The 25,660-nt window shown below is 46.5% G+C and carries 23 protein-coding genes; 19 read left to right on the top strand and 4 right to left on the bottom strand.

Features of this window, described 5'->3' with window-relative positions; genetic code table 11:
• Nucleotides 1-275: 275 nt before the first annotated feature.
• Nucleotides 276-668 carry a pyridoxamine 5'-phosphate oxidase family protein gene (locus E7L17_RS01100; protein WP_316321415.1) on the bottom strand — a complete coding sequence of 131 codons (393 nt, stop codon included), beginning with the start codon at nt 666-668 and terminating at the stop codon, nt 276-278.
• A gap of 146 nt (nt 669-814) precedes the next feature.
• Between E7L17_RS01100 and E7L17_RS01095 the strand changes: the two genes are divergently transcribed.
• From E7L17_RS01095 to trpA, 8 genes are all read left to right on the top strand, one after another.
• Nucleotides 815-1,153: a helix-turn-helix domain-containing protein gene (locus tag E7L17_RS01095; protein ID WP_316321414.1), complete on the top strand. Its 339-nt coding sequence runs from the start codon at nt 815-817 to the stop codon at nt 1,151-1,153.
• Nucleotides 1,154-1,569: 416 nt separating this feature from the next.
• Nucleotides 1,570-3,057 (top strand): anthranilate synthase component I, encoded by a 1,488-nt coding sequence (gene trpE, locus E7L17_RS01090; protein WP_316321413.1) that lies wholly within the window; start codon nt 1,570-1,572, stop codon nt 3,055-3,057.
• On the top strand, nt 3,041-3,628 hold the full coding sequence (locus E7L17_RS01085; RefSeq protein ID WP_316321412.1) for an aminodeoxychorismate/anthranilate synthase component II: 588 nt from the start codon (nt 3,041-3,043) through the stop codon (nt 3,626-3,628). The genes trpE and E7L17_RS01085 overlap by 17 nt, the downstream gene beginning before the upstream one ends.
• Nucleotides 3,621-4,646, top strand: coding sequence for an anthranilate phosphoribosyltransferase (gene trpD / locus E7L17_RS01080; protein ID WP_316321411.1), 1,026 nt, complete (start codon nt 3,621-3,623; stop codon nt 4,644-4,646). The genes E7L17_RS01085 and trpD overlap by 8 nt, the downstream gene beginning before the upstream one ends.
• A complete protein-coding gene (gene trpC, locus E7L17_RS01075) occupies nt 4,643-5,425 on the top strand; it encodes an indole-3-glycerol phosphate synthase TrpC (protein ID WP_316321410.1) in 783 nt (260 codons plus the stop codon). The genes trpD and trpC overlap by 4 nt, the downstream gene beginning before the upstream one ends.
• The gene (locus E7L17_RS01070) at nt 5,422-6,057 is read left to right on the top strand and encodes a phosphoribosylanthranilate isomerase (protein ID WP_316321409.1); all 636 of its coding nucleotides are present in this window, start codon (nt 5,422-5,424) and stop codon (nt 6,055-6,057) included. Before trpC ends, E7L17_RS01070 begins: the two co-directional genes overlap by 4 nt.
• 5 nt (nt 6,058-6,062) lie before the next feature.
• A complete protein-coding gene (gene trpB / locus E7L17_RS01065; RefSeq protein WP_316321408.1) occupies nt 6,063-7,247 on the top strand; it encodes a tryptophan synthase subunit beta in 1,185 nt (394 codons plus the stop codon).
• Entirely contained in the window at nt 7,244-8,035 is a 792-nt protein-coding gene (gene trpA, locus E7L17_RS01060; protein ID WP_316321407.1) for a tryptophan synthase subunit alpha, read from the top strand. Before trpB ends, trpA begins: the two co-directional genes overlap by 4 nt.
• Nucleotides 8,036-8,075: 40 nt before the next feature.
• Here trpA and E7L17_RS01055 read toward each other — a convergent pair whose 3' ends face one another.
• Nucleotides 8,076-9,266 carry an MFS transporter gene (locus E7L17_RS01055; RefSeq protein ID WP_316321406.1) on the bottom strand — a complete coding sequence of 397 codons (1,191 nt, stop codon included), beginning with the start codon at nt 9,264-9,266 and terminating at the stop codon, nt 8,076-8,078.
• A gap of 273 nt (nt 9,267-9,539) precedes the next feature.
• Here E7L17_RS01055 and E7L17_RS01050 point away from each other — a divergent pair, with 273 nt between their 5' ends.
• Nucleotides 9,540-10,274: an MBL fold metallo-hydrolase gene (locus E7L17_RS01050; protein WP_316321405.1), complete on the top strand. Its 735-nt coding sequence runs from the start codon at nt 9,540-9,542 to the stop codon at nt 10,272-10,274.
• Nucleotides 10,275-10,600: 326 nt separating this feature from the next.
• Here the strand turns inward: E7L17_RS01050 and eis are convergent, their stop codons facing one another.
• Complete coding sequence (eis, locus tag E7L17_RS01045; protein WP_316321404.1) at nt 10,601-11,812, bottom strand: enhanced intracellular survival protein Eis; 1,212 nt, start codon at nt 11,810-11,812, stop codon at nt 10,601-10,603.
• A 25-nt stretch (nt 11,813-11,837) separates the two neighbouring features.
• Nucleotides 11,838-12,668: an aldo/keto reductase gene (locus E7L17_RS01040; protein ID WP_316321403.1), complete on the bottom strand. Its 831-nt coding sequence runs from the start codon at nt 12,666-12,668 to the stop codon at nt 11,838-11,840.
• Nucleotides 12,669-12,970: 302 nt separating this feature from the next.
• Here E7L17_RS01040 and E7L17_RS01035 point away from each other — a divergent pair, with 302 nt between their 5' ends.
• The 10 genes from E7L17_RS01035 (at nt 12,971) to E7L17_RS00990 (ending at nt 25,642) form a co-directional block, all read left to right on the top strand.
• Nucleotides 12,971-13,726 carry a YitT family protein gene (locus E7L17_RS01035; RefSeq protein WP_316321402.1) on the top strand — a complete coding sequence of 252 codons (756 nt, stop codon included), beginning with the start codon at nt 12,971-12,973 and terminating at the stop codon, nt 13,724-13,726.
• Nucleotides 13,727-14,117: 391 nt separating this feature from the next.
• The gene (locus E7L17_RS01030) at nt 14,118-14,684 is read left to right on the top strand and encodes a glycerol-3-phosphate responsive antiterminator (protein ID WP_316321401.1); all 567 of its coding nucleotides are present in this window, start codon (nt 14,118-14,120) and stop codon (nt 14,682-14,684) included.
• A gap of 452 nt (nt 14,685-15,136) precedes the next feature.
• The gene (glpK, locus tag E7L17_RS01025) at nt 15,137-16,630 is read left to right on the top strand and encodes a glycerol kinase GlpK (RefSeq protein WP_316321400.1); all 1,494 of its coding nucleotides are present in this window, start codon (nt 15,137-15,139) and stop codon (nt 16,628-16,630) included.
• A gap of 56 nt (nt 16,631-16,686) precedes the next feature.
• Nucleotides 16,687-17,394: an MIP/aquaporin family protein gene (locus tag E7L17_RS01020; protein WP_316321399.1), complete on the top strand. Its 708-nt coding sequence runs from the start codon at nt 16,687-16,689 to the stop codon at nt 17,392-17,394.
• Nucleotides 17,395-17,551: 157 nt separating this feature from the next.
• Entirely contained in the window at nt 17,552-19,000 is a 1,449-nt protein-coding gene (locus E7L17_RS01015; protein ID WP_316321398.1) for an NAD(P)/FAD-dependent oxidoreductase, read from the top strand.
• On the top strand, nt 18,997-20,268 hold the full coding sequence (locus tag E7L17_RS01010; RefSeq protein WP_316321397.1) for an NAD(P)/FAD-dependent oxidoreductase: 1,272 nt from the start codon (nt 18,997-18,999) through the stop codon (nt 20,266-20,268). Before E7L17_RS01015 ends, E7L17_RS01010 begins: the two co-directional genes overlap by 4 nt.
• Before the next feature lie 3 nt (nt 20,269-20,271).
• On the top strand, nt 20,272-20,637 hold the full coding sequence (locus tag E7L17_RS01005) for a DUF1667 domain-containing protein (protein ID WP_316321396.1): 366 nt from the start codon (nt 20,272-20,274) through the stop codon (nt 20,635-20,637).
• A gap of 283 nt (nt 20,638-20,920) precedes the next feature.
• Nucleotides 20,921-22,333, top strand: a complete 1,413-nt coding sequence (locus E7L17_RS01000; protein WP_316321395.1) for an MATE family efflux transporter — start codon at nt 20,921-20,923, stop codon at nt 22,331-22,333.
• A 185-nt stretch (nt 22,334-22,518) separates the two neighbouring features.
• The gene (locus E7L17_RS00995; RefSeq protein WP_316321394.1) at nt 22,519-24,666 is read left to right on the top strand and encodes a methyl-accepting chemotaxis protein; all 2,148 of its coding nucleotides are present in this window, start codon (nt 22,519-22,521) and stop codon (nt 24,664-24,666) included.
• A gap of 403 nt (nt 24,667-25,069) precedes the next feature.
• Nucleotides 25,070-25,642 (top strand): nitroreductase family protein, encoded by a 573-nt coding sequence (locus E7L17_RS00990; RefSeq protein ID WP_316321600.1) that lies wholly within the window; start codon nt 25,070-25,072, stop codon nt 25,640-25,642.
• Nucleotides 25,643-25,660: the final 18 nt, after the last annotated feature.

Genomic DNA, 25,660 nt, shown 5'->3' with positions numbered 1-25,660 from the left:
GTTTTATATAGAACTGTTTAACATACAACATTATATTAAAAAAAACAGGTATTCGTCAAGAGAAAAAATGAATGAAAAAAAGCGTCTTTTTTGAAAAAGAAATTAGTGAAAATGATGTGATTTCACGCCGTTATTTTAAATTAGGTTGCCCATAGAATTACGCTGTATCAGGCGTAATCAATATGGGTTTAGTTAAAATGATTGAGAAATATAAATGAACAAAATAGAAAAAGCAGCGAGCCAGATAGCTCGCTGCTTTTTTATAAAAAGAAGGATTAAAAACGAATGACTTTCGGCTCTTCCGTAAAGGAGCAAATGGTGGCGGTGGCGTTTTCCAAGGAAAAAACAACGGTATTGCCGTCATCGGCACGATACATGTTTGCTAAGGATGGGTAGGAGTCCAGCATATGCTGCCGTGCTTCCATCCGGTCATCCTCTACTGCAGTAGCTTGCAGGCGAATCCAACGCCCGCCATTCATTCCGCTAATTTCTATGAGGGGGTTTTCTTTCATTTGACGATACACATTTTTTACCTTGCCGGTTTGAATGTAAAGCTTGCCTTCAAAAATTTCTGCTGTGCCAAAGGGGCGAACTCGAGGCTGATTACCTTCCGTCGTGGCTACATAATAGGTTCCGCACTGCTTTAAGAATTCACATATTTCCTTCATGAATATTTCTCCTTTTATTGACTTGTTATCTTTTTCTTGCTACTATTTAAACATAGTACTCGATTTTATTCAAGTACAATTATTTTGTATTGTTAGTATCTTTTCGGATACTATTTATATCAATTTTCAAGGGAGCGATATATTGTATGGAAAAAGACTTGTTCGGAATTTGCCCCTATGTAACGGTGCAAAAGATGTTAACCGGCAAATGGACGATTTTAATATTATACCAGCTTAGCATGAAAACTATGCGATTTAACGAGCTGCAGCGGGCATTGCCCCGCCTAACACAGGCCACACTCACCAAGCAACTGCATATGATGCAGGATAACGGGCTGATTGAACGCACAGTTTATAACCAAATACCGCCCAAAGTAGAATACTCGCTCAGTCAGCTTGGCCGCAATTTTCAGCCAGTGTTAGATGCCGTGGGAGTGTGGGGCGAAGAATACATTGCCTGCATAAAAGAAAAGGTAGCGCAGTAACAAATAACATAGTTTTGAATATTGTGTTCCAAAGACAAAACGAGTTTTTTCTTCTAACAGAGTATTGACAACAAGACTTTTCTGTGGTAACTTAGTGAAAATTAAATAATCAAAACCGTTGATGCGGAGATAACGGTGATTATGCTCTTACAGAGAGCCCGCGGTGCTGAGAGTCGGGCAGAAAACAAGTCATCAAATGGACCGCAGAGGGCGCAGTCAAAGGGGAAACCCGAGTATTCTGCGACGCGTAGGCATGCGTAAGTTGCCGGGGATATGTTAGTATCTCGCTAAGAGCACGGTTGTTATACCGTGAATCAGGGTGGCACCGCGAGCCTTCAGCTCGTCCTTGACAAATTTTACTTTGTCAGGGGCGGGCTTTTTTGTCGTCTTCTGGCAAGAAGAAAGGTTGATGAAGTATGGCAAACCCCACTTTTCCAGAGGCGAAGCGCATGGCACAGTCTGGCGAATACCAAGTCATCCCGATTCACTGTGAGCTGTATGCTGACTGCCTAACCCCCATAGAGGCGCTGCGGAAGCTGAAAAATGTGAGCAGCCATTGCTGCTTGCTTGAATCCGTTGAGAATAGCCGAGTGTGGGGCAGGTACAGCTTCCTTGGGTTTGATCCCGCCCTAAAGCTAACCTGTACAGATGGAGTTCTCACCCTGCGTGCCGGTTCTTCCATTACAGTACAAACAAAGCACCCCAAAGAAGTAATTCGACAAGTGCTGGCAGACAACCGCAGCCCGCGTATGGAAAACCTGCCTCCTTTTACCGGCGGACTGGTGGGTTATTTTTCCTACGACTACATCAAATATGCAGAACCATCCCTGGTTTTAGACGCCAATGATGAGGAAGGATTTCGAGATGTTGATTTGATGCTGTTTGATAAGGTGATTGCCTTTGACCACTACCGTCAGAAGGTGATTCTGATTGTAAACGCACGGTGCGAGCAACTTGAGACCGAATACCACCGTGCAGAAATGGAACTCAAAAAGCTGCGGGAGTTGCTTGTAAATGGCGAAGCGAAACAGGAAGAACTGGGGAAAATGACCTCCCCGGTGCACGCTCTTTTTAATGAAACGGAATATTGTGCGATGGTACAGCGGGCAAAGGAGCATATTCTCGAGGGAGACATTTTTCAGGTAGTGCTCTCCAACCGGCTGGAAGCAAGCTTTGAGGGGAGCCTTTTGGATACCTACCGTGTACTACGCACCACAAACCCCTCACCCTATATGTTTTATTTTTCAAGCGACGACATGGAGGTTGCCGGTGCATCGCCAGAAACACTGGTTCGCCTGCAAAACGGTGTTTTGCACACGTTCCCGCTGGCTGGTACCCGCCCGCGCGGCAAAACGGTGGAGGAAGACAAACGGCTGGAGCAAGAGCTGCTCGCAGACGAAAAGGAATGTGCCGAGCACAACATGCTGGTGGATTTGGGGCGTAACGACATTGGCAGAATCAGTGAGTTTGGCAGTGTTCAGGTAGAGCAATACATGCAAATTGAACGCTTTTCGCATGTAATGCACATCGGTTCCACCGTTCGAGGTACCTTGCGAAAAGACTTCGACGCGGCGGATGTGATTGACGCGATTCTGCCTGCGGGTACGCTTTCGGGCGCCCCTAAAATTCGTGCCTGCCAGATTATTAATGAGCTGGAGAATAGCAAGCGTGGTATCTATGGAGGTGCCATTGGGTACATCGATTTTACCGGGAACCTCGACACCTGCATTGCCATTCGCATGGCCTACAAAAAGAATGGCAAGGTGTTTGTTCGCTCCGGAGCTGGAATTGTGGCAGACAGTGTGCCGGAAAACGAGTATCGGGAATGTATTCAGAAAGCCAAGGCCGTAATTGGAGCGTTGGAAGCAGCGCAGGGAGGGCTGAACGATGATTCTGCTGATTGATAACTACGACAGCTTTTCGTATAACTTGTACCAGTTTGTTGGAGCAAATCAACCCGATGTTCGTGTTGTGCGCAATGATGAGCTTACGGTGGAACAGGTAAAGGAGCTTGCTCCCTCGCATATCATCCTTTCGCCCGGCCCGGGTTACCCAGCAGATGCAGGTATTTGCATAAGAGCCGCAAAAGAGCTGGGGCAATACATTCCGCTGCTTGGCGTTTGTTTGGGGCATCAGGCAATTTGCGAGGTATACGGTGCTACAATCGCTCATGCAAAGCAGTTGATGCACGGCAAGCAGTCTGTGATTACATTGGAAGAAGATTGCCCCCTGTTTACAGGGCTTCCCAGACAGATAAAGGCAGCACGCTACCACTCTCTTGCTGCCGTACCGAGTACAATGCCCGACTGCCTAAAAGTGACTGCATTAACAGATGATGGTGAAATAATGGCGGTAATGCACCGAGAGTTCCCCGTTTATGGGGTGCAGTTTCACCCCGAGTCTATCCTAACCGAAAACGGAATGCAAATCATTCAAAATTTCTTGTACTGTGAAAGGGGCGTTCGCCATGATTAAAGAAGCAACCTCAAAACTCATTGACCGCAAAGATTTAACGTACGACGAGGCAATGGCTGTCATGAATGAAATCATGAGCGGCGGCACATCGCCCGTGCAAACTGCGGCGTTCCTCGCGGCACTCTCTGCCAAGGGAGAAACGATAGAAGAAATTACCGCCTGCGCCGCCGGAATGCGCGCACATGCTCTTCCGGTAAATTACAAAGAGGATTTACTTGAGATTGTTGGAACGGGTGGGGACGGCTCCAATTCATTCAATATTTCCACCACCTCATCCATCGTGATTGCGGCGGGTGGGGTTCGGGTGGCAAAGCACGGTAACCGTGCGGCCTCCTCCCGCAGCGGCGCGGCAGACTGCCTCGAAGCGTTGGGCGTGAATATTAGTCTTTCGCCAGAGCAATGCGTTTCCCTCCTCCAAAATGTTGGCATTTGCTTTTTCTTTGCGCAAGCCTACCATTCTTCTATGAAGTACGTTGGCCCTGTTCGCAAGGAGCTGGGGATTCGTACGATTTTCAATATTCTGGGCCCGCTTACGAACCCGGCTCATGCCAATATGCAAGTGCTTGGCGTATATGCCGAAGAGATGGTGGAACCGCTTGCTCACGTGCTTCACAATTTGGGGGTACGGCGTGGCATGGTGGTCTACGGACAGGATAAACTTGATGAAATCTCTCTTTCGTCGCCAACTACCGTATGCGAATTTGAGGATGACTGCTTTACCACATATGTGATTCGCCCGCAGGATTTTGGCCTGACCGCCTGCAATAAAACAGAGCTGGTTGGCGGCACTCCGCAGGAGAATGCACAAATAACGCTCAATATTCTAAATAGTGTAAAAGGCGCGAAGCGGGATGCGGTTCTGCTCAATGCGGGAGCAGGGCTGTATGTGGCGGGAAAGGCAGATTCCCTAGCAGAGGGCGTTCATTTGGCGGCAGAGTTGATAGACAGCGGTAAGGCCATGGCAAAATTGCAGGAATTCATTAGGGAGTCCAACCGGAAGGAAGAGGCGGCGTCATGATACTGGATGAGATTGCGGCACATGCTGCCCAGCGTGTGGCAACAGCAAAAAGATTAATCTCTATGGAAAAGCTGCGTAAAGCGGCACTTCAATTTCCCAAAGGAGAGCTTCGATTTATTCAGGCATTACAAGCCAAAGAGATGTCTTTTATCTGCGAGGTGAAAAAGGCGTCTCCCTCCAAGGGCATTCTTTCAGAGGACTTTCCGTACCTTGCCATCGCACAGGAGTATCAATCTGCGGGAGCAGATTGCATCTCTTGCCTGACGGAACCAAAGTGGTTTCTGGGGTCCGATGAGATTTTTCGAAGCATTCGAAATGCGGTTGCTACCCCCATGCTGCGCAAAGATTTTACAGTGGACGAATACCAGCTTTATGAGGCTAAGGCACTGGGAGCGGATGCGGTACTGCTGATTTGTTCTCTGCTTCCTACCAAAACCATTGCACATTACCTTGAGATTTGCGATGTGTTAGGGCTTTCTGCCTTGGTGGAGGCGCACGACGAAGCCGAAATTGAATCTGCGGTTCAGGCGGGTGCACAAATCATTGGAGTGAATAATCGTAATCTCAAAGACTTTACCGTCAATTTTGAGAATGCCGTTCGCCTGCGGGAGAAAATTCCGGCAAAAGTTCTTTTCGTAGCGGAGTCGGGTGTTACAGGAGTAAAGGACATTGCCCGGCTGAAAGCAGCAGGAGCCGATGCGGTTTTGGTAGGGGAGGCACTGATGAAAGCACCGAATCGGTGTGCGTTACTTGAGGAATTTCGGAGGGCTGCAATATGACAAAAATTAAAATCTGCGGGATATTTTGCCCGTGCGACGCTGACTACGTTAATAAGGCGATGCCAGATTACGCAGGCTTTGTTTTCTACGAAAAAAGCCACCGCAATGTAACAATGCAGCAGGCCGAGCAGCTTCGAAAATGCATTCATTCGTCCATACCGGCGGTGGGGGTATTCGTAAATGCGCCGCAGGAACAGATTGCAACGCTATGCCATGAGGGTGTGATTCAAATAATTCAGCTGCATGGCGGCGAAAGCAAGGAGTATATCGACGAGTTAAAATTGCGGATTCCCGGTGTTCCCATTTGGCAGGCATTTCGTGTGCGAGCCATAGAAGACTTGCAAATGGCAGAAAAAAGCACAGCAGACCTCATTCTGCTCGACAATGGCTATGGAACAGGAGAAGCATTTGATTGGTCGCTGATTTCGGGGATGAGCCGCCCCTTTGTGCTGGCGGGCGGTTTAACACCGCAAAACATCCCGCAGGCGATTGCCCGCTTTGCCCCTTTTATGGTAGATATCAGCTCTGGGGTAGAAACGGATAAACAAAAAGACCCGGTAAAAATACTCTCCGCCGTAGCTGCGGTGCAAAAAGCAGGAGATAAGACAGAGCGAATCAATACAAAGGAGTGAAAGTAATGGGAAAAGGCAGGTTTGGCGTACACGGCGGCCAATACATTCCAGAAACGCTGATGACGGCTGTGATTGAGCTGGAAGAGGCGTATCAGCACTATAAAGACGACCCGCAGTTTAACAAAGAGCTGACAGAATTATTGAACAATTACGCAGGGCGCCCGTCATTACTCTACTATGCAGAGAATATGACGAAGCACCTTGGCGGGGCAAAAATATACCTCAAGCGGGAGGATTTAAACCACACCGGAGCGCACAAAATCAACAACGTGCTGGGGCAGGTACTTTTGGCAAAGAGAATGGGGAAAACACGTGTGATTGCCGAAACCGGAGCGGGGCAGCATGGGGTAGCTACGGCTACCGTCGCCGCGTTGATGGGCATGGAGTGTGAAATCTTCATGGGGGAGGAAGATACAAAGCGGCAAGCATTGAATGTGTACAAAATGCGTTTGCTTGGGGCAAAGGTAAACCCCGTTACGAGCGGCACTGCCACACTTAAGGACGCCGTATCCGAAACGATGCGGGAGTGGACCAGCCGGGTTGCCGACACACATTATGTGCTCGGCTCCGTGATGGGGCCTCACCCGTTCCCAACCATCGTACGTGATTTTCAGGCTGTCATATCAAAAGAAATCAAAGAGCAAATTTTGCAAAAAGAGGGGCGATTGCCAGATGCGGTTCTGGCCTGCGTAGGCGGCGGCTCCAATGCAATTGGTGCATTCTATCATTTTATTGATGATACCTCTGTGCGGCTGATTGGCTGTGAGGCCGCAGGGCGTGGCATAGATTCTTTTGAAACAGCGGCAACGATTTCTACCGGTAAGCTGGGGATTTTTCACGGAATGAAATCGTATTTCTGCCAGGATGAATACGGGCAAATTGCGCCGGTCTATTCCATTTCCGCCGGGCTTGATTACCCGGGGGTGGGGCCAGAGCATGCAAATCTTTACGATATAGGCCGTGCGGAATATGTGGCCATTACGGATGATGAGGCTGTAAACGCGTTTGAATTCCTTTCTCGAACAGAGGGGATCATCCCTGCCATTGAGAGCGCGCATGCCATCGCTTATGCGCTAAAGCTTGCACCTACGATGCAGAAAAACCAGATTATCGTTGTAAACCTTTCTGGTCGCGGCGATAAGGATTGTGCCGCCATTGCGCGGTACAGGGGGGAGGTTGTAAGCGAATGAACCGACTAAAACAAGCATTTTCAAACGGAAAGGCATTTGTAGCCTTTTTAACCTGTGGAGACCCGGACTTAGAAACGACGGAGCGGCTGATTGAATCCATTGCGAATGCGGGTGCTGATGTAATTGAGCTGGGGATTCCGTTTTCAGACCCCACAGCAGAAGGGCCTGTGATTCAAGCGGCAAATCTGCGTGCCTTAAAAAACGGTGTTACGACAGACCGCGTTTTTGAGATGGTACGTCGTGTGAGAAAAAAGGTTACTGTTCCACTGGTGTTTATGACCTATGCAAATGTGGTGTTCTCTTATGGAACGGAGCGATTTCTCAAAACTGCCGCTGAAATTGGTATGGATGGCTTGATTTTGCCAGACGTACCCTTTGAAGAAAAGGAAGAATTCGAGCCCGTTTGCAAACAGTATGGCATCGACTTTGTTTCTCTCGTTTCCCCTACCTCTCATAGGAGGGTAAAACAAATTGCGCAGCAGGCTCAAGGCTTTTTGTATTGTGTATCTTCCTTGGGAGTTACCGGAGTACGGTCAGAATTTTCCACTGAGGTACAAGAGATAACTGCTTTGGTACGAGAAATGACAGATACCCCCGTAGCGGTGGGCTTTGGCATTTCTACCCCGGAGCAGGCAAGACAGATGGCGGCAATTTCAGACGGAGTGATTGTTGGCTCTGCGATTGTTAAAATCATCGGAATTTATGGAAGAGACAGTGTACCACATGTGGAGGAATACGTTCGAGAGATGAAGCAGGCGATTTGCCGCCTGAGCACCGTAGCTCATTAATAGAGAAGCCGGAATCGCAAATGCGATTCCGGCTTCTCTATTAAACTTCTTCTATGGGCAATTCGGGTTTTTGCTTTTTTTCGTCCTTTAAGGTAAAGGACATAATCGCCGGTATTGCCGATATGGCTGCCAGTGCATACATAGCGGCCAGCAAGCCATGGGAATCTGCCAAACGCCCTAGTAAGGGGGCAACCATCCCGCCTATACTCACGGAGAGCCCTAGCGTAATTCCTGAGGCAAGGCCCATGCGGTTGGGCAAGTACTTCTGCCCCAGTACCACCGTAAGACTGCTGGGGGAATATAGAGCAAAGGCAAGTGGAATGAGAAGCAATACGGTGGGGACTAAACTGCGGGTGATTGCCAAAGCGGCCATTATTGGCACAAGGAGCGTAAAGCCAATGCGGGTAATTTTAATAAAACCATAACGGTCTCCCAGCCTGCCGCCAATTAAGGTGCTGGCGGCGCCAATTACAAAGTAAAAGCTGAGAAGCGCGCTGCCTACCGTATCGGATTGTTGCAATATTTGTATGAAAAAGAGTGGTAAAAAGGTGCTTAGTCCGCAAAATACAATGGAGCGGCCAAATAGCAGAATGCTGAGCAGGGAAAAAGGCTTCCATTGATCCGGTTCAGGGGAGCTTTCAGTGCTATGTACTGCGGTGGCAGTGGGAGCGGAAACAGCGTTCATTTTCCTTATTTGTGTAAAGAATGTAATCGCCATGAGAACACAGGGGATAGCCAAAATAGCGGTTCCCTTTAGGCCAAACATGGCAATGGATGTCGCAGCCAATATAGGCCCAACGGCAAAGCCTGCGTTACCGCCAAAGGAAAAGATGCTGACGCCGGCGCCCTTTTTCTCACCCGAAACCTTATTGGCCATCCGCGCACCCTCGGGGTGAAATGCCGCAACGCCAATACCACTAATCATAATGGATAAAAACAAAAGGCGGTAATCGGAAAGAAAGCCAACGGCCGCCATTCCGCCGCCAGCCAGCAAAACACCCACTGCCATCATCCATGGCCTTGGTGTTTTATCTGCCATACTTCCAAAAACCGGCTGTATAATGGAAGAAACAACGGTGGATGCCAAGACAAGGCTTGCAACCTCCGCATAGGTAAAATGGTATGCCGTTATTAAAAATGGAAGTATGATTGGCAGTGCTCCTTGGTTCATATCGGTAAACAGGTGCCCTGCGGAAAGTAAATAGATGTAACGATTCGGTTTCTCCTGCAAATAGAATTCCTCCGTTCTGGTTGGCGTGGTTCTTAGTATTTTAGAAAAGTCTTTTTGTGTTTCCCAAAGTATCTTCTTACTTTTATAACACTTTTTCAAATAAAAGGGAAGAATAATGCCAAATTTTGAAAGGAATCACTTCAAAATATAGTATTTGCAGGCCCGCTTGCCTTTTAGGTTCTTTTCCATTACACTATTTAAAATGAAAATATATAAGTAACAATGAAAAAAAGCTAGACTTGAAAGCCGACCAGAGAGTGGAAAGGACAAAAAATGAGCTCAATTACCATGCTAACCATCCATGCACAATTTAGAGGGGTAACCGAAACAATTCATCCTGTTGTATTGCAGGATGAATCTCATTTAGTGCTGATAGACTGCGGATATGTTGGGTTTCTTCCTCAAATAGAGCAGGCACTTACAGAAAACGGGTTTTCAGCAGCAAATTTAACCCATGTATTTATTACGCATCAAGACCATGATCATATGGGTGCATTGGCAGATTTAATAAAAAAATACCCCCATATAAAAGTGGTGACCAGCAGAAGAGAGGCACCGTACATCTCCGGTGCGGAAAAATCCTTGCGACTCACACAGGCAGAGGAGATGCAAGAAAAGCTGCCGCCGGAGCAGCAGGAGTTTGGCAAAGCCTTCTGCGCACTTTTAGAAAGGGTACAGGCTGTTCCAGTAGATGTTGAAGTAAGCGACGGTGAAGAGTTGAATTGGTGCGGCGGCTGCACAGTAATTGCAACGCCGGGCCATACACCAGGGCATACCTCTTTGTATCTAAAGCAGTTTCAAACCATTATTACCGGTGATGCCGTTGCGCTGGAAAACGGAGTGCCGGTTATTGCAAACCCGCAGTTTGCGCTCGATTTAGCGCAGGCAGAAAAATCGATGCAAATGCTTTTCAGCTACGGGGCAAAGGAATGGATATGCTACCATGGTGGCCGGTGGATTGCCAGTCTACAAAATGAAGCCGAATCTGACAAGTTTTTTATAAAATAAAAAAAGAAAAGCAGCGCGAGTCGGTATATCCGGGCTCACGCTGCTTGGTTTTTATAACTTGCATTTACGTTGTCTTGGTCTGTCGGGCCACAGCCAAGGCGTTCTGGCGGTAGAGAACGATCATTGACTCTTCCTGTAACAGAGGTAGCATATTCGGGCTAATCTAAAACAGGAGTATTCCAAAAATGAATAATAATTGATGAGATAGACGGGGAAGCTTGTCTACTTCAATGATTCATTTCTCTTTGTAATAATAATACAGAAAAAAAGAAGCGAAGTTGTATATAAATTATGAATTTTTTGAAAACAATAATAATTCGCAAATATTAGAAATAATCCGAAAAATAAGGAGTTTGCTGCTCAATGGCGTCTTCTAACAGATCTACTGTGGTGGGGCTGCATTGGATGCGCCCAATTTTATGCAGGTAATCCGGTCTTTTATAGCCTAACAGCATAGTCGTCATGGTTTGAATATCAGTTTTATCGGTTCCGTGCTCTGTACTGCGAGTGATACTGCCTTTGCCTTCTGGCGTAATTTTGAGTGTGAAAACGCCTTGGTTCCATGAGAGCATCGGGTCATCGAGCGTAAATGTCCATTCCCGCTCACCGGTATCTGGCTTAAAGGGATATTGCGCAATAAACTGCTCAATATCTACAATACGTGCCATAAAATAAGGGGAGATGGTTTCTTTAATATCGCCGTCCTCCAAAAGGAAAGCCAATGGTTCATCTGTATAAATATCTCCAACCACTTTAGAAATCATGGAAAAGTGCGCACTAATAAAATTCCAAAGACCACTGCGTGCTTCTTCGTTCATAAAAATCATGTCTTTAATACGAAAAATCTCGTCTGAAATCCAATAGAGCACGTAGCCGTCCGGCTCGCCCTTTTCGTTATAATAAATTGCCGCCATGAGGTCATCCAAATCCCACCGCCAGTATTCTTCCCACGCTAGGTCATCCCGCAGCATGGAGCCATGTGTTTGCATGGCGTAGCGGTGGTAAGCCCGCCGCAGCTCCTTGCTTTCAATATCTACGCGTTCTACCTCGCCGGGAACCTGCTTGTTTTTGGGAAGCTGGTAGTCGTTAATCTCATACGTGATGCGGTCAGAGATAATCTCCCATCCCTTTCTGCGGTAATAGGGGATGGAATAAGGGTATAAATAGGAGATGGACTGTTTTTTATTGCGCATGTTCTCCAACGCTTTAAACAGCAGCTTGTGCATAAGACCTTGGTTGGAGTATTCCGGGTAGGTACCAACGCCGGTTAGGCCGCCCATGTGATAGGTGCGGTCAAAAATACGCACTTGGCAGGGGTATACTGCCACCTGCGAAATGAGCTTATCGCCATCGAACCAGCCGAGTACATCGGCCTGCTGAAGAACGGGAAATTTGGTCTTCATTATTTCGTCGTCTTCCCAGCCGGTTTGGTGCAGCTCCCGGTCCGTTACCTGAAACACATACCGCAAAAGCTGATTGTATTGCTCCAAATGCTTTACGCCAACTGGCTTCATTTTTAGCTGTTTTCTTCTGCTCATTGTGGCCACAGCTCCTTCGCTTCGTTTACAGCATATCGAGTTTGGTTTTTTGGGTAGGCGGTGCGAAATCCTGATTTATCGCATTTATATCCTCTGCGGTTAAGTGAATGTTCAGGCTTTTTATATTTTCTTTTATATGTGATAGGCTGGCTGCTTTGGGCAAAGAGATAACAAACTCCTGTTGTGCCAAAAACGCCAGCATTATTTGATAAATAGAGGCTTCGTGCATCTCCGCAATTTCCCGTAAGGCTGTACTGGCGGCAACTGTCTTTCGGTAGTGCTCCCCATGTGCCAATGGGGAATACGCCATGAGAGGGATACGGTGCTCTCGATGCCACGGGAGAAGGTCATACTCCACTCCGCGGGAAGCAATGTGATAAAGCACTTGGTTTGCGGCACAAGCATTCCCACCTGGTATGCTCCACAGCTCTTCCAAAGCGGCTACATCAAAGTTTGATACACCCCAGTTGCGGATGCACCCCTCCTGTTTTAAGTCCTCAAAAGCAGCAACGGTTTCTTCCAAAGGAATATCTCCACGCCAGTGCAGTAGGTATAAATCCAAAGTATCGGTTCCAAGGCGCCGTAAAGACGCATGGCAGGCTTTTTTCATCTTTTGTTTGGATGCATTGTGCGGGTAAACCTTTGAAACCAAATAGATGGATTCCCGAGGAAAGGGATGAATCACCTCGCCCACTAACTCTTCCGAGCTTCCGTTACCATACATTTCAGCGGTATCGATTAGAGTTAGGCCGTTTTCTAAGCCAAAAGAGAGTGCTTTGTGTTCCTCCGAGCGAGGGCTGTGATTTTCAGCCAACTTCCAGGTTCCCATCCCCATTTTATAATCCTTTAATTCCATCTTATGTTCCTCTCTTTCGGAATTCCTTTTTAATATTCTACTATATAAACTTAAAAAAAATAGGTTATGCTTTCTATAATTTAGAGAGAACTCCTTTTTCTACTCTATTATAACCGTATTGGCAATGTGCGCGTCAATGGTAAAATGGCAATGGATAGAAATTTTTTCTTACAGTAGACTTTTTTTCTAATAAATGCTTTTATTTAAAGTTCTTCCATCCCAATAGCAACTAAGCTAGGATTGGGGTATACTCAAAGTAACGTAACATTCAGCAAGAGATTGATTGGGAGAGGTAGAGAGCGATGACGGTTACAGATAAATTGCGTGATAGCTATCTTCGTAATAAAGAATTGTTTACTGCTAAACGAATTCTATTTATTATGCTTGGCACAGCTATCGGTTCGTTTGGCATTACAAATATTCACCAAAGGGTAGATATTACAGAGGGAGGCGCGCTTGGTCTAATACTCCTGTTAAACCATTGGACAGGCCTATCGCCTTCTATTCTTTCTCCCATTCTCGATTTGCTTTGTTACACATTAGCGTTCCGTTTATTGGGTTGGCAGTTTATTAAGGTATCTGCCTTTTCAACAATTAGCCTAGCTGCATTTTTTCGCTTTTGGGAGAGTTTACCTCCGCTATTGCCGAATCTTACTCCCTACCCTCTATTAGCGGCTCTTTTGGGTGGCCTGTTTATTGGTGTTGCTTGCGGTCTAATTTTGCGGCAGGGTGGTTCCAGTGGGGGAGACGATGCCTTGGCTCTTATTATTTCAAAGCTGCTGCACTGCCGCATTTCACGGTCGTATTTAGCTACTGATTTGAGTGTGTTACTGCTCTCATTATCTTATATTCCTCTAGAGCGCATTGCGTATTCGCTGATTACGGTAACGGTATCCTCTTTTTTAATCGATTATATCCATACGTATGGCAAAAAAGAGGCTCAAGAACAGGGAGTTAGGCAAAAAGAATTCGATGTTCTTGAAGATGATAAGGAAGAGCCATCGCAAATAGAAGATGAAGAGCTTGGTATCGCTCCAAGTGATGCAGAACAAGCTTAGGCATTTTTCTCAGCTAGAAAGGAATAAAAAGAGCGGTTTATCGGCGCATAACAAACTTGGATTTGTGAATAAATAAACATATAATGTGAATTAATTATCAAATGCCATGATGAAGCAAAATATGCTAATTTATGGTAATTGCCACAGATGGACTATGTGTATTTTGTATGTTTTGTGCCTTGAACTTATTCAAAAAACAGGGTATAATGCTTAAAAGATTAAAAAGTACATTGTGTATAGGTACCAAATGTCTGCGTTGAGAATTGTGACGTGCAGAAAACGGCCTGGCCGTTTTTTGTGCGCTTTTTTATTCAGTTTTTCATATTTGCTGCATATATATGTTATGGCGGTGTAGTTCGAAGGAATAGAGAAGAAAACAAGAGGTAGAAAAATGAATTCAGAATTTACGGAAGCACTGGAACGCAACCCGTTAATTGCGGCAATTTTTGAGTCCTCCGATTTAGAGGAGGCGTTAGAGTCACCTTGTGAAGTGATTTTTCTTTTGTCGGGTAATATCTGCGAGTTAAAAGAGCTCATCCATAAGGTGCACCAAAAAGGCAAGAAGATGTATATACATATAGACCTATTGGAAGGCGTAGCAAATGACCGCAGTGGAATCCAGTTCTTAAAAACACATTTTGGCCCGGACGGAGTCATCACAACTAAAGCGGTTGTGGCAAAGCACGCCAGAGAAGAAGGGGTATTTGTGATTCAGCGCTTTTTTCTTCTCGACTCCAAATCGTACGAGACCGTTCGCAAAACGGTACGCAATGGCGATGCAGATGCAATTGAAATATTACCGGGTATCATTCCTGAAATCATTCACCAAATCAGCCAGTGTTCCTCCGTGCCGGTCATTGCTGGCGGCTTAATTCGAACCAAGAAAAATGCGGTAGACAGCCTTGCGGTAGGAGCGATGGGTGTGTCAACAAGTTGTAAGGCACTTTGGAATATGTAGGCTTTTCCAACATACAATTGAATGAATTGCGAGATATGAGAGCAGCAAAAAAAACAAGGGGATGCCCTTTTGGTTTTTGCTGCTCTTTTTAACAAGAGAAATAAAAGAGTGACCCCACGTTTGCACTGCAAACGGTTTCAACTATAAAATATATGGAAATAGGAGGTAGCGGTATAAATTTAACGGAGTTTCAAAGCCAGAGTACGGCGTTTGTTTGCCAAGTGCGCCAAACGGCAAGGGAGGGAGGCTAAACGAAGCTGTAAGCCTTATAGCGTAGGTTACAGCTGGCCGTTAATGGTGTATACCGGTATTGGTACGAAAGAAGCCAAAACCAGAGCAAATCACCGAATCTGGGATGCGTAACGTTTTTGCAAAAGCCACCTGTTGGGCGGCACGATATGAAAAATGAGTGATATTGGAATTGTTGAGTTAATTTAAGGAGGAGTTTGTAAATGGGTAAATACTTAATCGCTTTGGATCAGGGAACCACGAGCTCACGCTGCATTATTTTTGATAAGCAGGGGAACATCATCAATGTGGCGCAGAAAGAATTTACGCAGATTTTCCCCCACCCAGGCTGGGTGGAGCATGACCCCATGGAGATTTGGTCGAGTCAGCTTGCGGTTTTAACCGAAGCAAAAGCCCGGTGTAACGTGGATGTTTCTGACATAGCTGCGATTGGTATCACAAATCAGCGCGAGACAACCATTGTTTGGGATCGCCACACCGGTCAACCTGTTTACAATGCAATTGTATGGCAATGCCGCCGTACTGCGGAATACTGCGACGAGCTCAAGGCGAAAGGCTTAGAGAAATCAGTCAAAGAAAAAACCGGACTGATTATTGATGCTTACTTCTCCGGTACAAAAGTTCGCTGGATTTTGGAGAATGTGGAAGGTGCTCGTGAAAAGGCTGAAAAAGGCGACCTGCTGTTTGGTACGGTAGACAGCTGGCTGATTTGGAAGCTGACAAAGGGCAAGCGCCATGTTACCGACTATACCAACGCCTCGCGTACCATGCTATTCAATATACATACGTTAGAGTGGGATGACGAAATCCTGAAAGAGCTGGGAATTCCCAAGAGCATGCTGCCAGAAGTAAAACCGTCAAGCTATGTGTATGGCAACGTGGATCCCGAGTTTTTGGGAGGAGAAATCCCGATTGCCGGTATTGCCGGTGACCAGCAGGCGGCCTTGTTTGGCCAGTGCTGCTTTGAGTCCGGTCTGGTGAAGAACACCTATGGAACAGGCTGCTTTATTTTGATGAACACCGGCGAAAAAGCGGTTGATTCCAAGAATGGTCTGCTCACCACCATCGCGTGGGGACTTGACGGCAAGGTGGAATACGCACTCGAAGGCAGCGTGTTCGTAGCCGGAGCGGCAATTCAGTGGCTGCGTGACGGCCTGCGGATGATTGATAATGCCGCCTTTACAGAGACTTATGCAAAGAAAGTACCAGACAGCGCCGGTGTTTATGTTGTACCTGCGTTTGTTGGCCTTGGCGCTCCCTATTGGGACCAATACGCAAGAGGAATTATTGTTGGTTTGACCCGCGGCGTTGAGAAAGAGCATTTCATTCGCGCTACGGTTGAAAGTCTTGCTTACCAGAGCTACGACGTTATGAAGGCGATGGAAGCCGATGCGGGCGTAGTGCTAAAAGAATTGCACGTAGACGGTGGCGCATCTGCTAACAACTTCTTAATGCAGTTCCAGTCAGACATTTTAGGCATTGATGTTTTGCGGCCTAAGGTGATTGAAAGCACGGCTCTGGGTGCGGTGTACCTTGCTGGTCTTGCGGTTGGTTATTACAAAGACAAAGAAGATATTCGACAAAACGTGGCGCTTGATAGAACGTTTACTCCGAACATGGAAGAAGCCAAGCGTGAAGAACTGGTTAGCGGTTGGAAAGATGCTGTGAAGCGTTCCTTTGGCTGGGCAGCCAAATAAAAGTGTACTGCGTGCTTTAAAACACGGTTTTAAAAGCAAATAGAGGAGGATTTGTTATGCAAAACTATCTATATGAATTTTTAGGTACCGCTCTTTTGGTTCTGTTAGGCGATGCGGTTGTTGCAAACGTTATCTTAAATAAAACAAAGGGTCAAAACTCCGGGTGGGTTGTTATCACTCTTGGTTGGGCTTGCGCAGTTTTGATTCCCGCACTTATCTTTACCGTCAGCGGTGCAATATTTAATCCTGCCTTAGTCATTGGCTTTGCGGCGATTGGCAAGCTTTCATGGTCGGTTGTTCCTGGATATATCATTGCTGAAATGCTGGGCGGATTTGTCGGTGCCATTTTGGTTTGGGTAATGTACAAAGACCACTTTGACGCTACGGAAGACGCCAGCACAAAGCTTGGTGTGTTCTGCACTGGCCCTGCCATTCGCAGTTATGGCAATAATTTTATCAGTGAAGTAATTGCCACTTTCGTATTATGCTTTGCCATTTTGGGCATTTCTCAAACTCCAGTGGGAGAGGTTGCCGCTATGGGAACCTTTGGTGTAGGCGCAATTATCTTTGCATGCGGCGCCAGCCTTGGCGGTACCACTGGTTATGCAATGAACCCTGCTCGTGATTTAAGCCCTCGCATTGCCCATGCAATTCTTCCTATTAAAGGCAAGAGAGACTCCGATTGGAGCTACTCCTGGATTCCCGTATTAGGCCCTGTTTGCGGCGGCCTTCTAGGCGCTTGGCTGGCAGCAGCAATCTTTTAAACAAAGAAAGAATCCCTTGACAATCCCCTTACAATGGCATAAACTGAAATTTGCCGAGAATTGAGAGAAAGAGCCGGGCAAAACTAGACTCATGTAAAATTGGGTCTGCTTTGCTTGGCTCTTTTTGCCCGAATCGTTACTTTTAGGAGGTTTACAGATGTTTGATGTAGCAATCATCGGTGGTGGGGCGTGCGGCTGTTCGATGCTGTATGAACTGAGCCGCTACAAGGTGAACGCGGTGCTTTTGGAAAAGGAGAACGATGTTAGCGTCGGCACTACCAAAGCAAACAGCGCGATTGTTCACGCAGGGTACGACCCTGAGCCGGGTACTGTAATGGCCCGCTGTAATGTGGAGGGAAACCGGATCATCGAGCAGCTTTGCAAAGATCTGGATATTCTATATGATAAAATCGGTTCGCTGGTACTTGGGTTTTCGGAAGAAGACCGTAAAACAGTAGAAAAACTGTACCACAGAGGAATAGAGAACGGCGTTCCGGGACTGCGAATCGTTGAAAAAGAAGAATTGCACCAAATGGAGCCCGCCCTGAGTGACGATGCTTTGTTTGCACTTTGGGCACCCAGTGGAGCAATTATAAACCCGTGGGAGCTTGCAATCGCACAGGCCGAGGCTGCCGTGGATGGTGGTGCAAAAGTGATGCTGGATGCACAAGTGACCGACATCAAGAAGAATGGAGATTTCTTTACCCTACAAACCGCAAAGGGAGAAGTTCAAGCGCGATTTGTGGTAAACGCTGCCGGTGTGTATACAGACCAAATTGCAGCAATGGTGGGCGACCATAGCTTTAAAATTACCCCGAACCGTGGCGAGTATTTTGTTTTAGATACCACACAGGGCAAGCTTGTAAAGCATGTAATCTTCCAATGTCCTACCAAAGTAGGGAAAGGCGTTCTTGTTTCACCTACGGTGCATGGCAATTTGATTGTTGGCCCCAATGCAGAGGATGTGGACGCTGATGATGCAGACACCACCTCAGGCGGGCTTCATGCCGTGCGTCAGGCAGCAGTTCGCAGTGTGCCGAACATTAATTTCCGCGATTCCATCCGCAATTTTGCGGGAGTGCGCGCGATTTCTACACAAGATGATTTTATTGTGGAGGAATCAAAGGCTTGCAAGGGCTTTTTCCATATGGCAGGCATTAAATCGCCCGGTCTTACCTCCTCACCTGCCATCGCACGTGAAATCGTACAGATGCTGCACAAGGCAGGGTTAGAGCTTGCGCCGAATCCAAACTTTGTTGCTAAGCGCCGCGTGTTGCGCTTTAAATCGCTTAATGCGAAGGAGCGTGGCGAAGCGATTCAGCGCAACCCACTGTATGGCACCATTGTGTGCCGCTGTGAAACCGTTACGGAGGGCGAGATTGTAGACGCAATGCACCGCCCGCTCCCGCCACGCTCGGTAGACGGCATCAAGCGCCGCTGCACCCCTGGTATGGGGCGCTGTCAAGGCGGCTTCTGCGGGCCGAGAGTACAAGCGATTATTGCCCGTGAATTGGGAATTCCGGAGAGCCAGGTGCCTCTGGATCGCGCAGGGATGGATATCATTCTTGGCCGGACGAAAGAGCAGAAGGAGGCGGCGGAACAGTGAAGCAGATATACGATGTAATTGTGGTTGGCGGTGGGCCGGCAGGTTTGGCGGCTGCCCTCTCTGCACGGCAGAATGGCGCCGAAAGCGTGCTGCTTCTGGAACGCCAGAGCGACCTTGGCGGTATTCTAAACCAGTGCATTCATAACGGCTTTGGTCTGCATTATTTTAAGCAGGAGCTGACCGGCCCAGAATATGCTGAACGCTTTATTGAAGAAATTAAGAAAACAGATATTGAAGTGCTCACCGGCACAATGGTACTTGAGCTTGACTTGAGTGAAAAACGCACCATCTATGCCATTAACCCACAGCGTGGGTATATGGAGCTGAAAGCAAATGCCATTGTAATGGCGATGGGTTGCCGTGAAAGAACCCGTGGAGCCATCGGTATTCCCGGAAGCCGCCCAGCAGGTGTGTTTACAGCGGGCGCGGCTCAATTGTATATGAATCTAGAGGGAGACCGAGTCGGTAACCGTGTGGTCATTCTTGGTTCGGGAGACATTGGTCTGATTATGGCGCGCCGCCTGACTCTGGAAGGTGCTAAAGTGCTTGGCGTTTATGAGGTAATGCCTTACTCCGGCGGGTTAATGCGTAATATTGTGCAGTGCCTTAACGATTACGATATTCCGCTCCATTTGTCGCACACCATTACAGATATACGAGGAGATAAGCGTGTTGAGCAGGTGGTTGTGCAGAAGGTAGACGAAAACCGGGTGCCGATTCCGGGAACGGAAGAGGTTCTTGACTGCGATACCGTGCTTCTCTCCGTTGGCTTGATTCCGGAAAATGAGCTGTCGCGGCAGGCTGGACTTGCGATTGACCCGCGCACCAATGGACCGGTTGTGTACGAAAATATGGAGACCAGCGCCCCCGGTGTGTTTGCGTGCGGCAACGTAGCCCATGTGCACGACTTAGTGGATTTTGTTACAGCCGAAAGCCAGCGTGCTGGTAAAGCCGCCGCTCTTTGCAGTAAAAACGGAAGTGCCAGTGAAGAGGGGTTATTAAGCCTTACCAATGGCTTTGGTGTGGGGTACACCGTACCACAGAAAATCCGCCCGCAGGGTGTTGAAAAATCGGTGGATGTGTTTTTCCGTGTGAATCAGGTATTCCGCAGTGCTAAAATTATGATTAAGAGCGGCGAAACCCGTATCGCTACGTATCCGCGGGAGCACCTAGCCCCTGGTGAAATGGAGAAAATCTCTCTGCCGCTGTCTTTGCTGCAAAAAGCGGAAAACGGTGAGCTAACTGTTTCGATTGAGAAGGAGGAATGACGCATGACAGAGCTGGTTTGCATTGTTTGTCCCAAAGGGTGCCGCCTGCATGTGGATGAGAAGAACGGGTATAAAGTAACGGGCAATTCTTGCCCACGGGGAGAGGCATATGGCAAAAAGGAACTGACTGCTCCCACCCGTACGGTTACCTCCACGGTGAAAATAGAGGGTGCCTCCATTGAGCGTGTTCCGGTAAAGACAGACCGTGAAATCCCCAAAAAGGATATTTTTGAAGCGATGCGTCTGCTCAATGGTATTACGCTGAAAGCTCCTGTGCACGTAGGCGATATCGTTGTGCCAAATTTATTAGGGCTCGACGCCAATTTTGTGGTAACGCGCAGTTTAGCAAAAAAGCCGGATGTCAAATAATAAAAACGAATAGCGACTCGGCAAAAAAAGCAGGCAGTGCTTTCGGAACTGCCTGCTTTTTTTATTTATAAACAAACTTTTAAAAGCAATTTTGGAGGATAACCTCATACAAAAAATAGAAAAATATGGTATAATTACCTTAAATAGCTATTTTATTGTAATTTGCTATGAAAAATCCGCAAACGGCTTTTTACCAGCTTCGCCAATTTAAAATATACCACAACGGTGCTTTGCACCTGTGGTATAATATAGCTATTTGTAACCCGGGAGGTTCACTTTTACTATGGCATCCAACATCACACTATCCGAGGGGAAGATACAGCCAATTTTAGTGCGGCTCGCTCTTCCACTCTTATTCGGCAATATATTACAGCAATTCTACAACATCATTTCTTCCATCATTGTAGAACGGTACCTTGGCGAAGCTGCTTTTGCGGCCATCGGTATAGCGGGAACGGTAATGAATCTGTTCATTTTTATACTGGGCGGCTGTTGTACTGGCATTGCGGTTATTATGGCTTCCCTATATGGGAAAAAAGATCATCCGGCTTTACGGCAGGCAATTTTTTTATCACTGGTATTTGGTATTTCGTTTACACTGCTCATCAGTATTCTGGGGTTTACTTGCACGCCGTTTCTACTGCGCTTAATTCAAACGCCGCCGGAGGTTTCTGCCTTCGCAGTTGAGTATTTGAACACCATTTTTCTCGGGCTTATCGCTTCCTTTCTTTATAACTTTTTTGCAGCGGTACTGAGGGCAATTGGCAATACGAGTGCCGCATTGGTATTCCTTCTAATATCCATAGCGATTAGCTTACTATTGGCGATTTTATTCGTAGCACACCTGAACCTTGGTGTGCGGGGCGCAGCGCTTGCCACGGTGCTGGCACAGGTTATTTCGGCTCTGCTATGCTTTTTCTATATTCGTAAAACGCTTCCCTTTTTGCGGGTAGGGCGTGAAGATATGCGGTACGATGGCTCGTTAATAATGAAAATTACTCGTTATTCGCTTGTTTCAGCTTTGCATCAATCCAGCCTTTACATAGGCAAGCTGTTGGTTCAGGGTGCAGTGAATACGATGGGGCTGGCGGCAATTTCGGCCTATACGGCTACTACACGCATTGAGGGAATTGTGTTGTCGGCAGGTGAAAGTGGGGCAGAGGCCATCTCTGTTTTTGTAGCGCAGAATACCGGTGCGGGAAAACGCCCGCGCGCGAAGAAAGGCTTTTTTACAGGGTTGAGAGGAATGCTTCTCATAGCGGCACTGCTTTCATTTATTTTGTTCTTTACGGCGGAACCGCTCATGCGCGTGTTTGTGCCAAGCGGCAGTGCAATGACTATTTCGTATGGAACCACTTACCTTCAGATTCTTTGCTTTTTCTATTTCTTAAGCTACACGGGAAGTGCCTTTGTTGGGTTTTACCGCGGCAGCGGTATGGTAAATATACCGCTGATTGGTACAACGATTCATATTTCACTGCGGGTTATTTTATCGTATCTATTTATCTCCAGCATGGGGATGAACGCAGTGTCTTATGCTACTGGAATTGGCTGGATTGTGGTTGTGCTTTTCCACAGCCTTACCTATGTTTATTTAGCGAAAAAGGAAGTAAAGACACAGCAAATCACCAGTTTTAATACGTTGGAAAAGGAATTAAAGCAGGAAGAAGAGGCAGGGCTGCCTGAAAACACTTGACTCGAAAAATTAAAAATCTTCTCTAATTAAAATGTATATGCTTTTGTTATTTTTACCTCAAAGAAAAAATAGAACGAAACATCAAAAATCAAATCCGTATATTTTTTATTGTTGGTCGATATACAAATAAATACTATTATAAATTATTATCTTATTATCATTTTTTAAAAGGGAGATGTGGAACAATGTTTAGAAGAAAAGAAAAGTTGTCTTCAAAAGCAAACACATATTTAAAATCGGTGCCTCTTACTCGCCGACTAACGTTCCGCATTCCCACAAAACTGCTTCTTATGACGGCGGCTGTTATCACAATTATGGTTGTTGTTTTGGGAGTACAGATGGTCTCAATGGTACGTGATATGACTCGTGTTGAAATAACGACTTTGGCAAAAAACAATGCCGCTCTTTCTTCCGACTATCTCAATGCCATGCAGGCACGCGCGCAGGCACTCAGTAGTTCTATAACAGATTTGCATGATGCCTCCATCCTAATAAGCAATAAGGTGGATCTGTCAAAAAGTATGATGAAGAGTGTACTGACAGATGATCGCATTTTCTCAGTTTACACTGCATGGGAGCCGAATGCGTTTGTTCCCAATACGCCCGACGGAAAATCGTATTACTATTACCGCAACGGCAGCAGTATTGTATTAGATGAATTGTCTGATTACAGTACATACGGGAAGAGCGATTATTATTTACCTACGAAAGAAACGTTAAAGCCTCATATTACAGAACCGTATACCTACGACCTTAGTAACGGCAAACGAGCATGGCTGATTACGATTAGCAATCCCATTCTTTCCAGCTCCGGCAAGTTTTTGGGCGTTGCCAACTGCGATATTATTGTAGATACGATTAACACACTCGAGTTTGATACGGGTGAATACAAAGAAGCTTACACCTATTTGCTTTCCGGAAAAGGCGTTTATTTGGCCAACTCAAAAAACGCTTCCGTCATGGGCTCTCAATTTGCTACGGGTGGAGTGAATGATGAGATTATTTCGGTAGCAAAAGAAGGCAAACAGCAACAGTGGGAGGCAAAGGATTCTCTATTTCAAAAGGAGAGTTATATTGTACATATACCGGTAACGATTTCAGGGGTAGATACCCCGCTTTCCAGTGCTTTTGTTGTAACAAAGGATGATGCGTTGCGGCAGGTGTATTTTATACTGGCACTGCTCATTGCAATTGGCATTCTAGGCATCATTGGAATCGGTAATGGAATCGTTTTCACCCTGCGCCGTGCGCTAAAACCAATTGGAACGGTGGTTACTGCGGCGGAAAATATGGAGCAGGGCAACCTGAGTGTGGATTACCACGTGGATTCCTCTGACGAGCTAGGGTATTTAAGCGAAGTATTTCAGCGAACCGCCACGGTTTTGCAAGGTTATATCCAAGAGATTTCTGCACTGCTAACCAAATTAGCTGACGGTGACATGCGAATAGCCGTTGATCAGGAGTACGTTGGTGACTTTGCGCCGATTCGGGAAGCACTGGAACGTATATCCGATTCATTCAACAGCACGCTGTGCCGAATTGGGCTTGCGGCAGATCAGGTGGGCGCGGGTGCGGCACAGGTTTCAAACGCTGCGCAGGCATTGGCTTCTGGTGCAACCGAGCAGGCCGCCACAGTAGAGCAGCTTTCTGCTTCTGTTATGAAAGTATCGGAACAGGCAGAAGAGAATATGAAGCACGTGGAAAAGGCCTCCCAATTGGTCGCCGAAACCAATGAGAGCTTTCAGCTGGGCATTTCTCATATGAAGCGCCTGGAAGAATCGATGGAAGGCATTGACGATGCTTCGACACAGATTAGTACCATTACCAAGGTGATTCAAGACATAGCGGCACAAACCAATATTTTGGCTCTCAATGCCGCAATTGAAGCGGCAAGAGCTGGTGCTGCCGGAAGAGGCTTCGCCGTAGTTGCGGATGAGGTGAGAGAGCTGGCTGCAAAATCTACGGAAGCAGTAAAGAAAACCGAGCAGCTAATTCAAAAATCTGCTGATATGGTGAAAGATGGAAGCAAAATCACAGACGATACTGCCAGTATTCTGAAAGAAATATTTGGGAAGGCAGCGCGTATTGGAGATATTACCAATGACATTGCAAAGGCCTCTGAGCAGCAAACTGCTGCAATTGAGCAAATTTCCACAGGGTTATCTCAAGTATCTGCAGTGGTGCAAACGAATGCCGCAACGGCGGAAGAAAGCTCGGCCTCTAGCCAGGAGCTTTCTGCTCAGGCAGAGACCCTACGGCATGAAATTAGTGGCTTCCAGCTAAGAGAAGAGATTTGTGCCGATGCGGCGCAAGTCGAGGAGCCTCTGTTTTAAGAGCAGCGATTCATCCGATGGCGTTCTTAATTCAAAGAATTAGATTACAAAAAATTTGTAAAATGGAAGCTTTGTTGAAAAAATGGAGTAAGTTGTAAAGTGCAAACTTAAAAGATAAGTAGGGAGCCGAGTGATTTCACCCGGCTCCTTCTTTATTAGCTTAATTATAAAAATACATTTATTATTTGTTTAACCTCTACCTCATATTGTAATAATATATAGAAAGAAGGATTCGTTTTTCTCAATACCCTCACATTTGCCAAAAAACTTCGTATGAGAATTCTGCTGCTTCCACTTTTATCGACAAGAATTACGATCTGCGTTATAATAAAATAGAAATATATATGTATTTCACTTGTTTGTACTCGATGACTCGCGAAAGGAGCGGTCTAAGTTGAACCCAGTGATGAATACGATTCTTACCAGACGCAGTGTTCGTTCTTTTGAGGAACGGCAAATTTCGGAGGAAAGCCTAAACCAAATTCTTCTTGCAGGTTCCTATGCACCTTCCGGCAGAAACCTGCAAACGTGGAAGTTTACCGCTGTGCAGAATCCGCAGGTGATAGCGAATATTAATACAGCAATTCGCAATGCCCTACGCGCTGTTATAATAGATGAGGACACTCACCCGTACGTTTCGTTTCTGAAAACAAAAGCGGAACGGGAAGACTCTGAATTTTTGTTTCATGCGCCTACTTACGTAATCGTTTCAAATCAACGTGAAAATGTGAACGCTCTAGCCGATACGGCTGTTGCGTTGGAAAATATGATGCTGGCCGCTCATTCTTTTGGAATTGGCTCGTGCTGGCTTAATCATCTTCCTGGTTTAACACACCATCCGGTAATACGAAGCCTGATGATGGAACTTGCGATTCCGGAAGATCACGATATTTACGGAACACTCGCACTTGGCTGGCCTAAAAACAAACTGCCAGCCGCTCCCCCACGTAAGTCTGACATTTACATTATCCGCTAACAGGGCGGCAATACCTGC

Origin of the sequence: Clostridium sp., assembly GCF_032576335.1 — a bacterium.
Classification (GTDB): Bacteria; Bacillota; Clostridia; order Oscillospirales; family Acutalibacteraceae; genus Faecalispora.
The sequence above is the reverse complement of the archived record's forward strand: the minus strand, read 5'-3'. Positions and strand labels throughout refer to the sequence as shown.

Excerpts from the sequence above, each read along its gene's own strand:
- trpC (WP_316321410.1), top strand. The coding sequence starts at position 4,643 with ATGATACTGGATGAGATTGCGGCACATGCTGCCCAGCGTGTGGCAACA.
- eis (WP_316321404.1), bottom strand. The coding sequence starts at position 11,812 with ATGAGCAGAAGAAAACAGCTAAAAATGAAGCCAGTTGGCGTAAAGCAT.
- glpK (WP_316321400.1), top strand. The coding sequence starts at position 15,137 with ATGGGTAAATACTTAATCGCTTTGGATCAGGGAACCACGAGCTCACGC.
- E7L17_RS01095 (WP_316321414.1), top strand. The coding sequence starts at position 815 with ATGGAAAAAGACTTGTTCGGAATTTGCCCCTATGTAACGGTGCAAAAG.
- E7L17_RS01085 (WP_316321412.1), top strand. The coding sequence starts at position 3,041 with ATGATTCTGCTGATTGATAACTACGACAGCTTTTCGTATAACTTGTAC.
- E7L17_RS01100 (WP_316321415.1), bottom strand. The coding sequence starts at position 668 with ATGAAGGAAATATGTGAATTCTTAAAGCAGTGCGGAACCTATTATGTA.
- trpA (WP_316321407.1), top strand. The coding sequence starts at position 7,244 with ATGAACCGACTAAAACAAGCATTTTCAAACGGAAAGGCATTTGTAGCC.
- trpE (WP_316321413.1), top strand. The coding sequence starts at position 1,570 with ATGGCAAACCCCACTTTTCCAGAGGCGAAGCGCATGGCACAGTCTGGC.
- E7L17_RS01000 (WP_316321395.1), top strand. The coding sequence starts at position 20,921 with ATGGCATCCAACATCACACTATCCGAGGGGAAGATACAGCCAATTTTA.
- E7L17_RS01050 (WP_316321405.1), top strand. The coding sequence starts at position 9,540 with ATGAGCTCAATTACCATGCTAACCATCCATGCACAATTTAGAGGGGTA.
- E7L17_RS00995 (WP_316321394.1), top strand. The coding sequence starts at position 22,519 with ATGTTTAGAAGAAAAGAAAAGTTGTCTTCAAAAGCAAACACATATTTA.
- E7L17_RS01020 (WP_316321399.1), top strand. The coding sequence starts at position 16,687 with ATGCAAAACTATCTATATGAATTTTTAGGTACCGCTCTTTTGGTTCTG.
- trpD (WP_316321411.1), top strand. The coding sequence starts at position 3,621 with ATGATTAAAGAAGCAACCTCAAAACTCATTGACCGCAAAGATTTAACG.
- E7L17_RS01015 (WP_316321398.1), top strand. The coding sequence starts at position 17,552 with ATGTTTGATGTAGCAATCATCGGTGGTGGGGCGTGCGGCTGTTCGATG.
- E7L17_RS01005 (WP_316321396.1), top strand. The coding sequence starts at position 20,272 with ATGACAGAGCTGGTTTGCATTGTTTGTCCCAAAGGGTGCCGCCTGCAT.
- trpB (WP_316321408.1), top strand. The coding sequence starts at position 6,063 with ATGGGAAAAGGCAGGTTTGGCGTACACGGCGGCCAATACATTCCAGAA.
- E7L17_RS01030 (WP_316321401.1), top strand. The coding sequence starts at position 14,118 with ATGAATTCAGAATTTACGGAAGCACTGGAACGCAACCCGTTAATTGCG.
- E7L17_RS01035 (WP_316321402.1), top strand. The coding sequence starts at position 12,971 with ATGACGGTTACAGATAAATTGCGTGATAGCTATCTTCGTAATAAAGAA.
- E7L17_RS01040 (WP_316321403.1), bottom strand. The coding sequence starts at position 12,668 with ATGGAATTAAAGGATTATAAAATGGGGATGGGAACCTGGAAGTTGGCT.
- E7L17_RS01070 (WP_316321409.1), top strand. The coding sequence starts at position 5,422 with ATGACAAAAATTAAAATCTGCGGGATATTTTGCCCGTGCGACGCTGAC.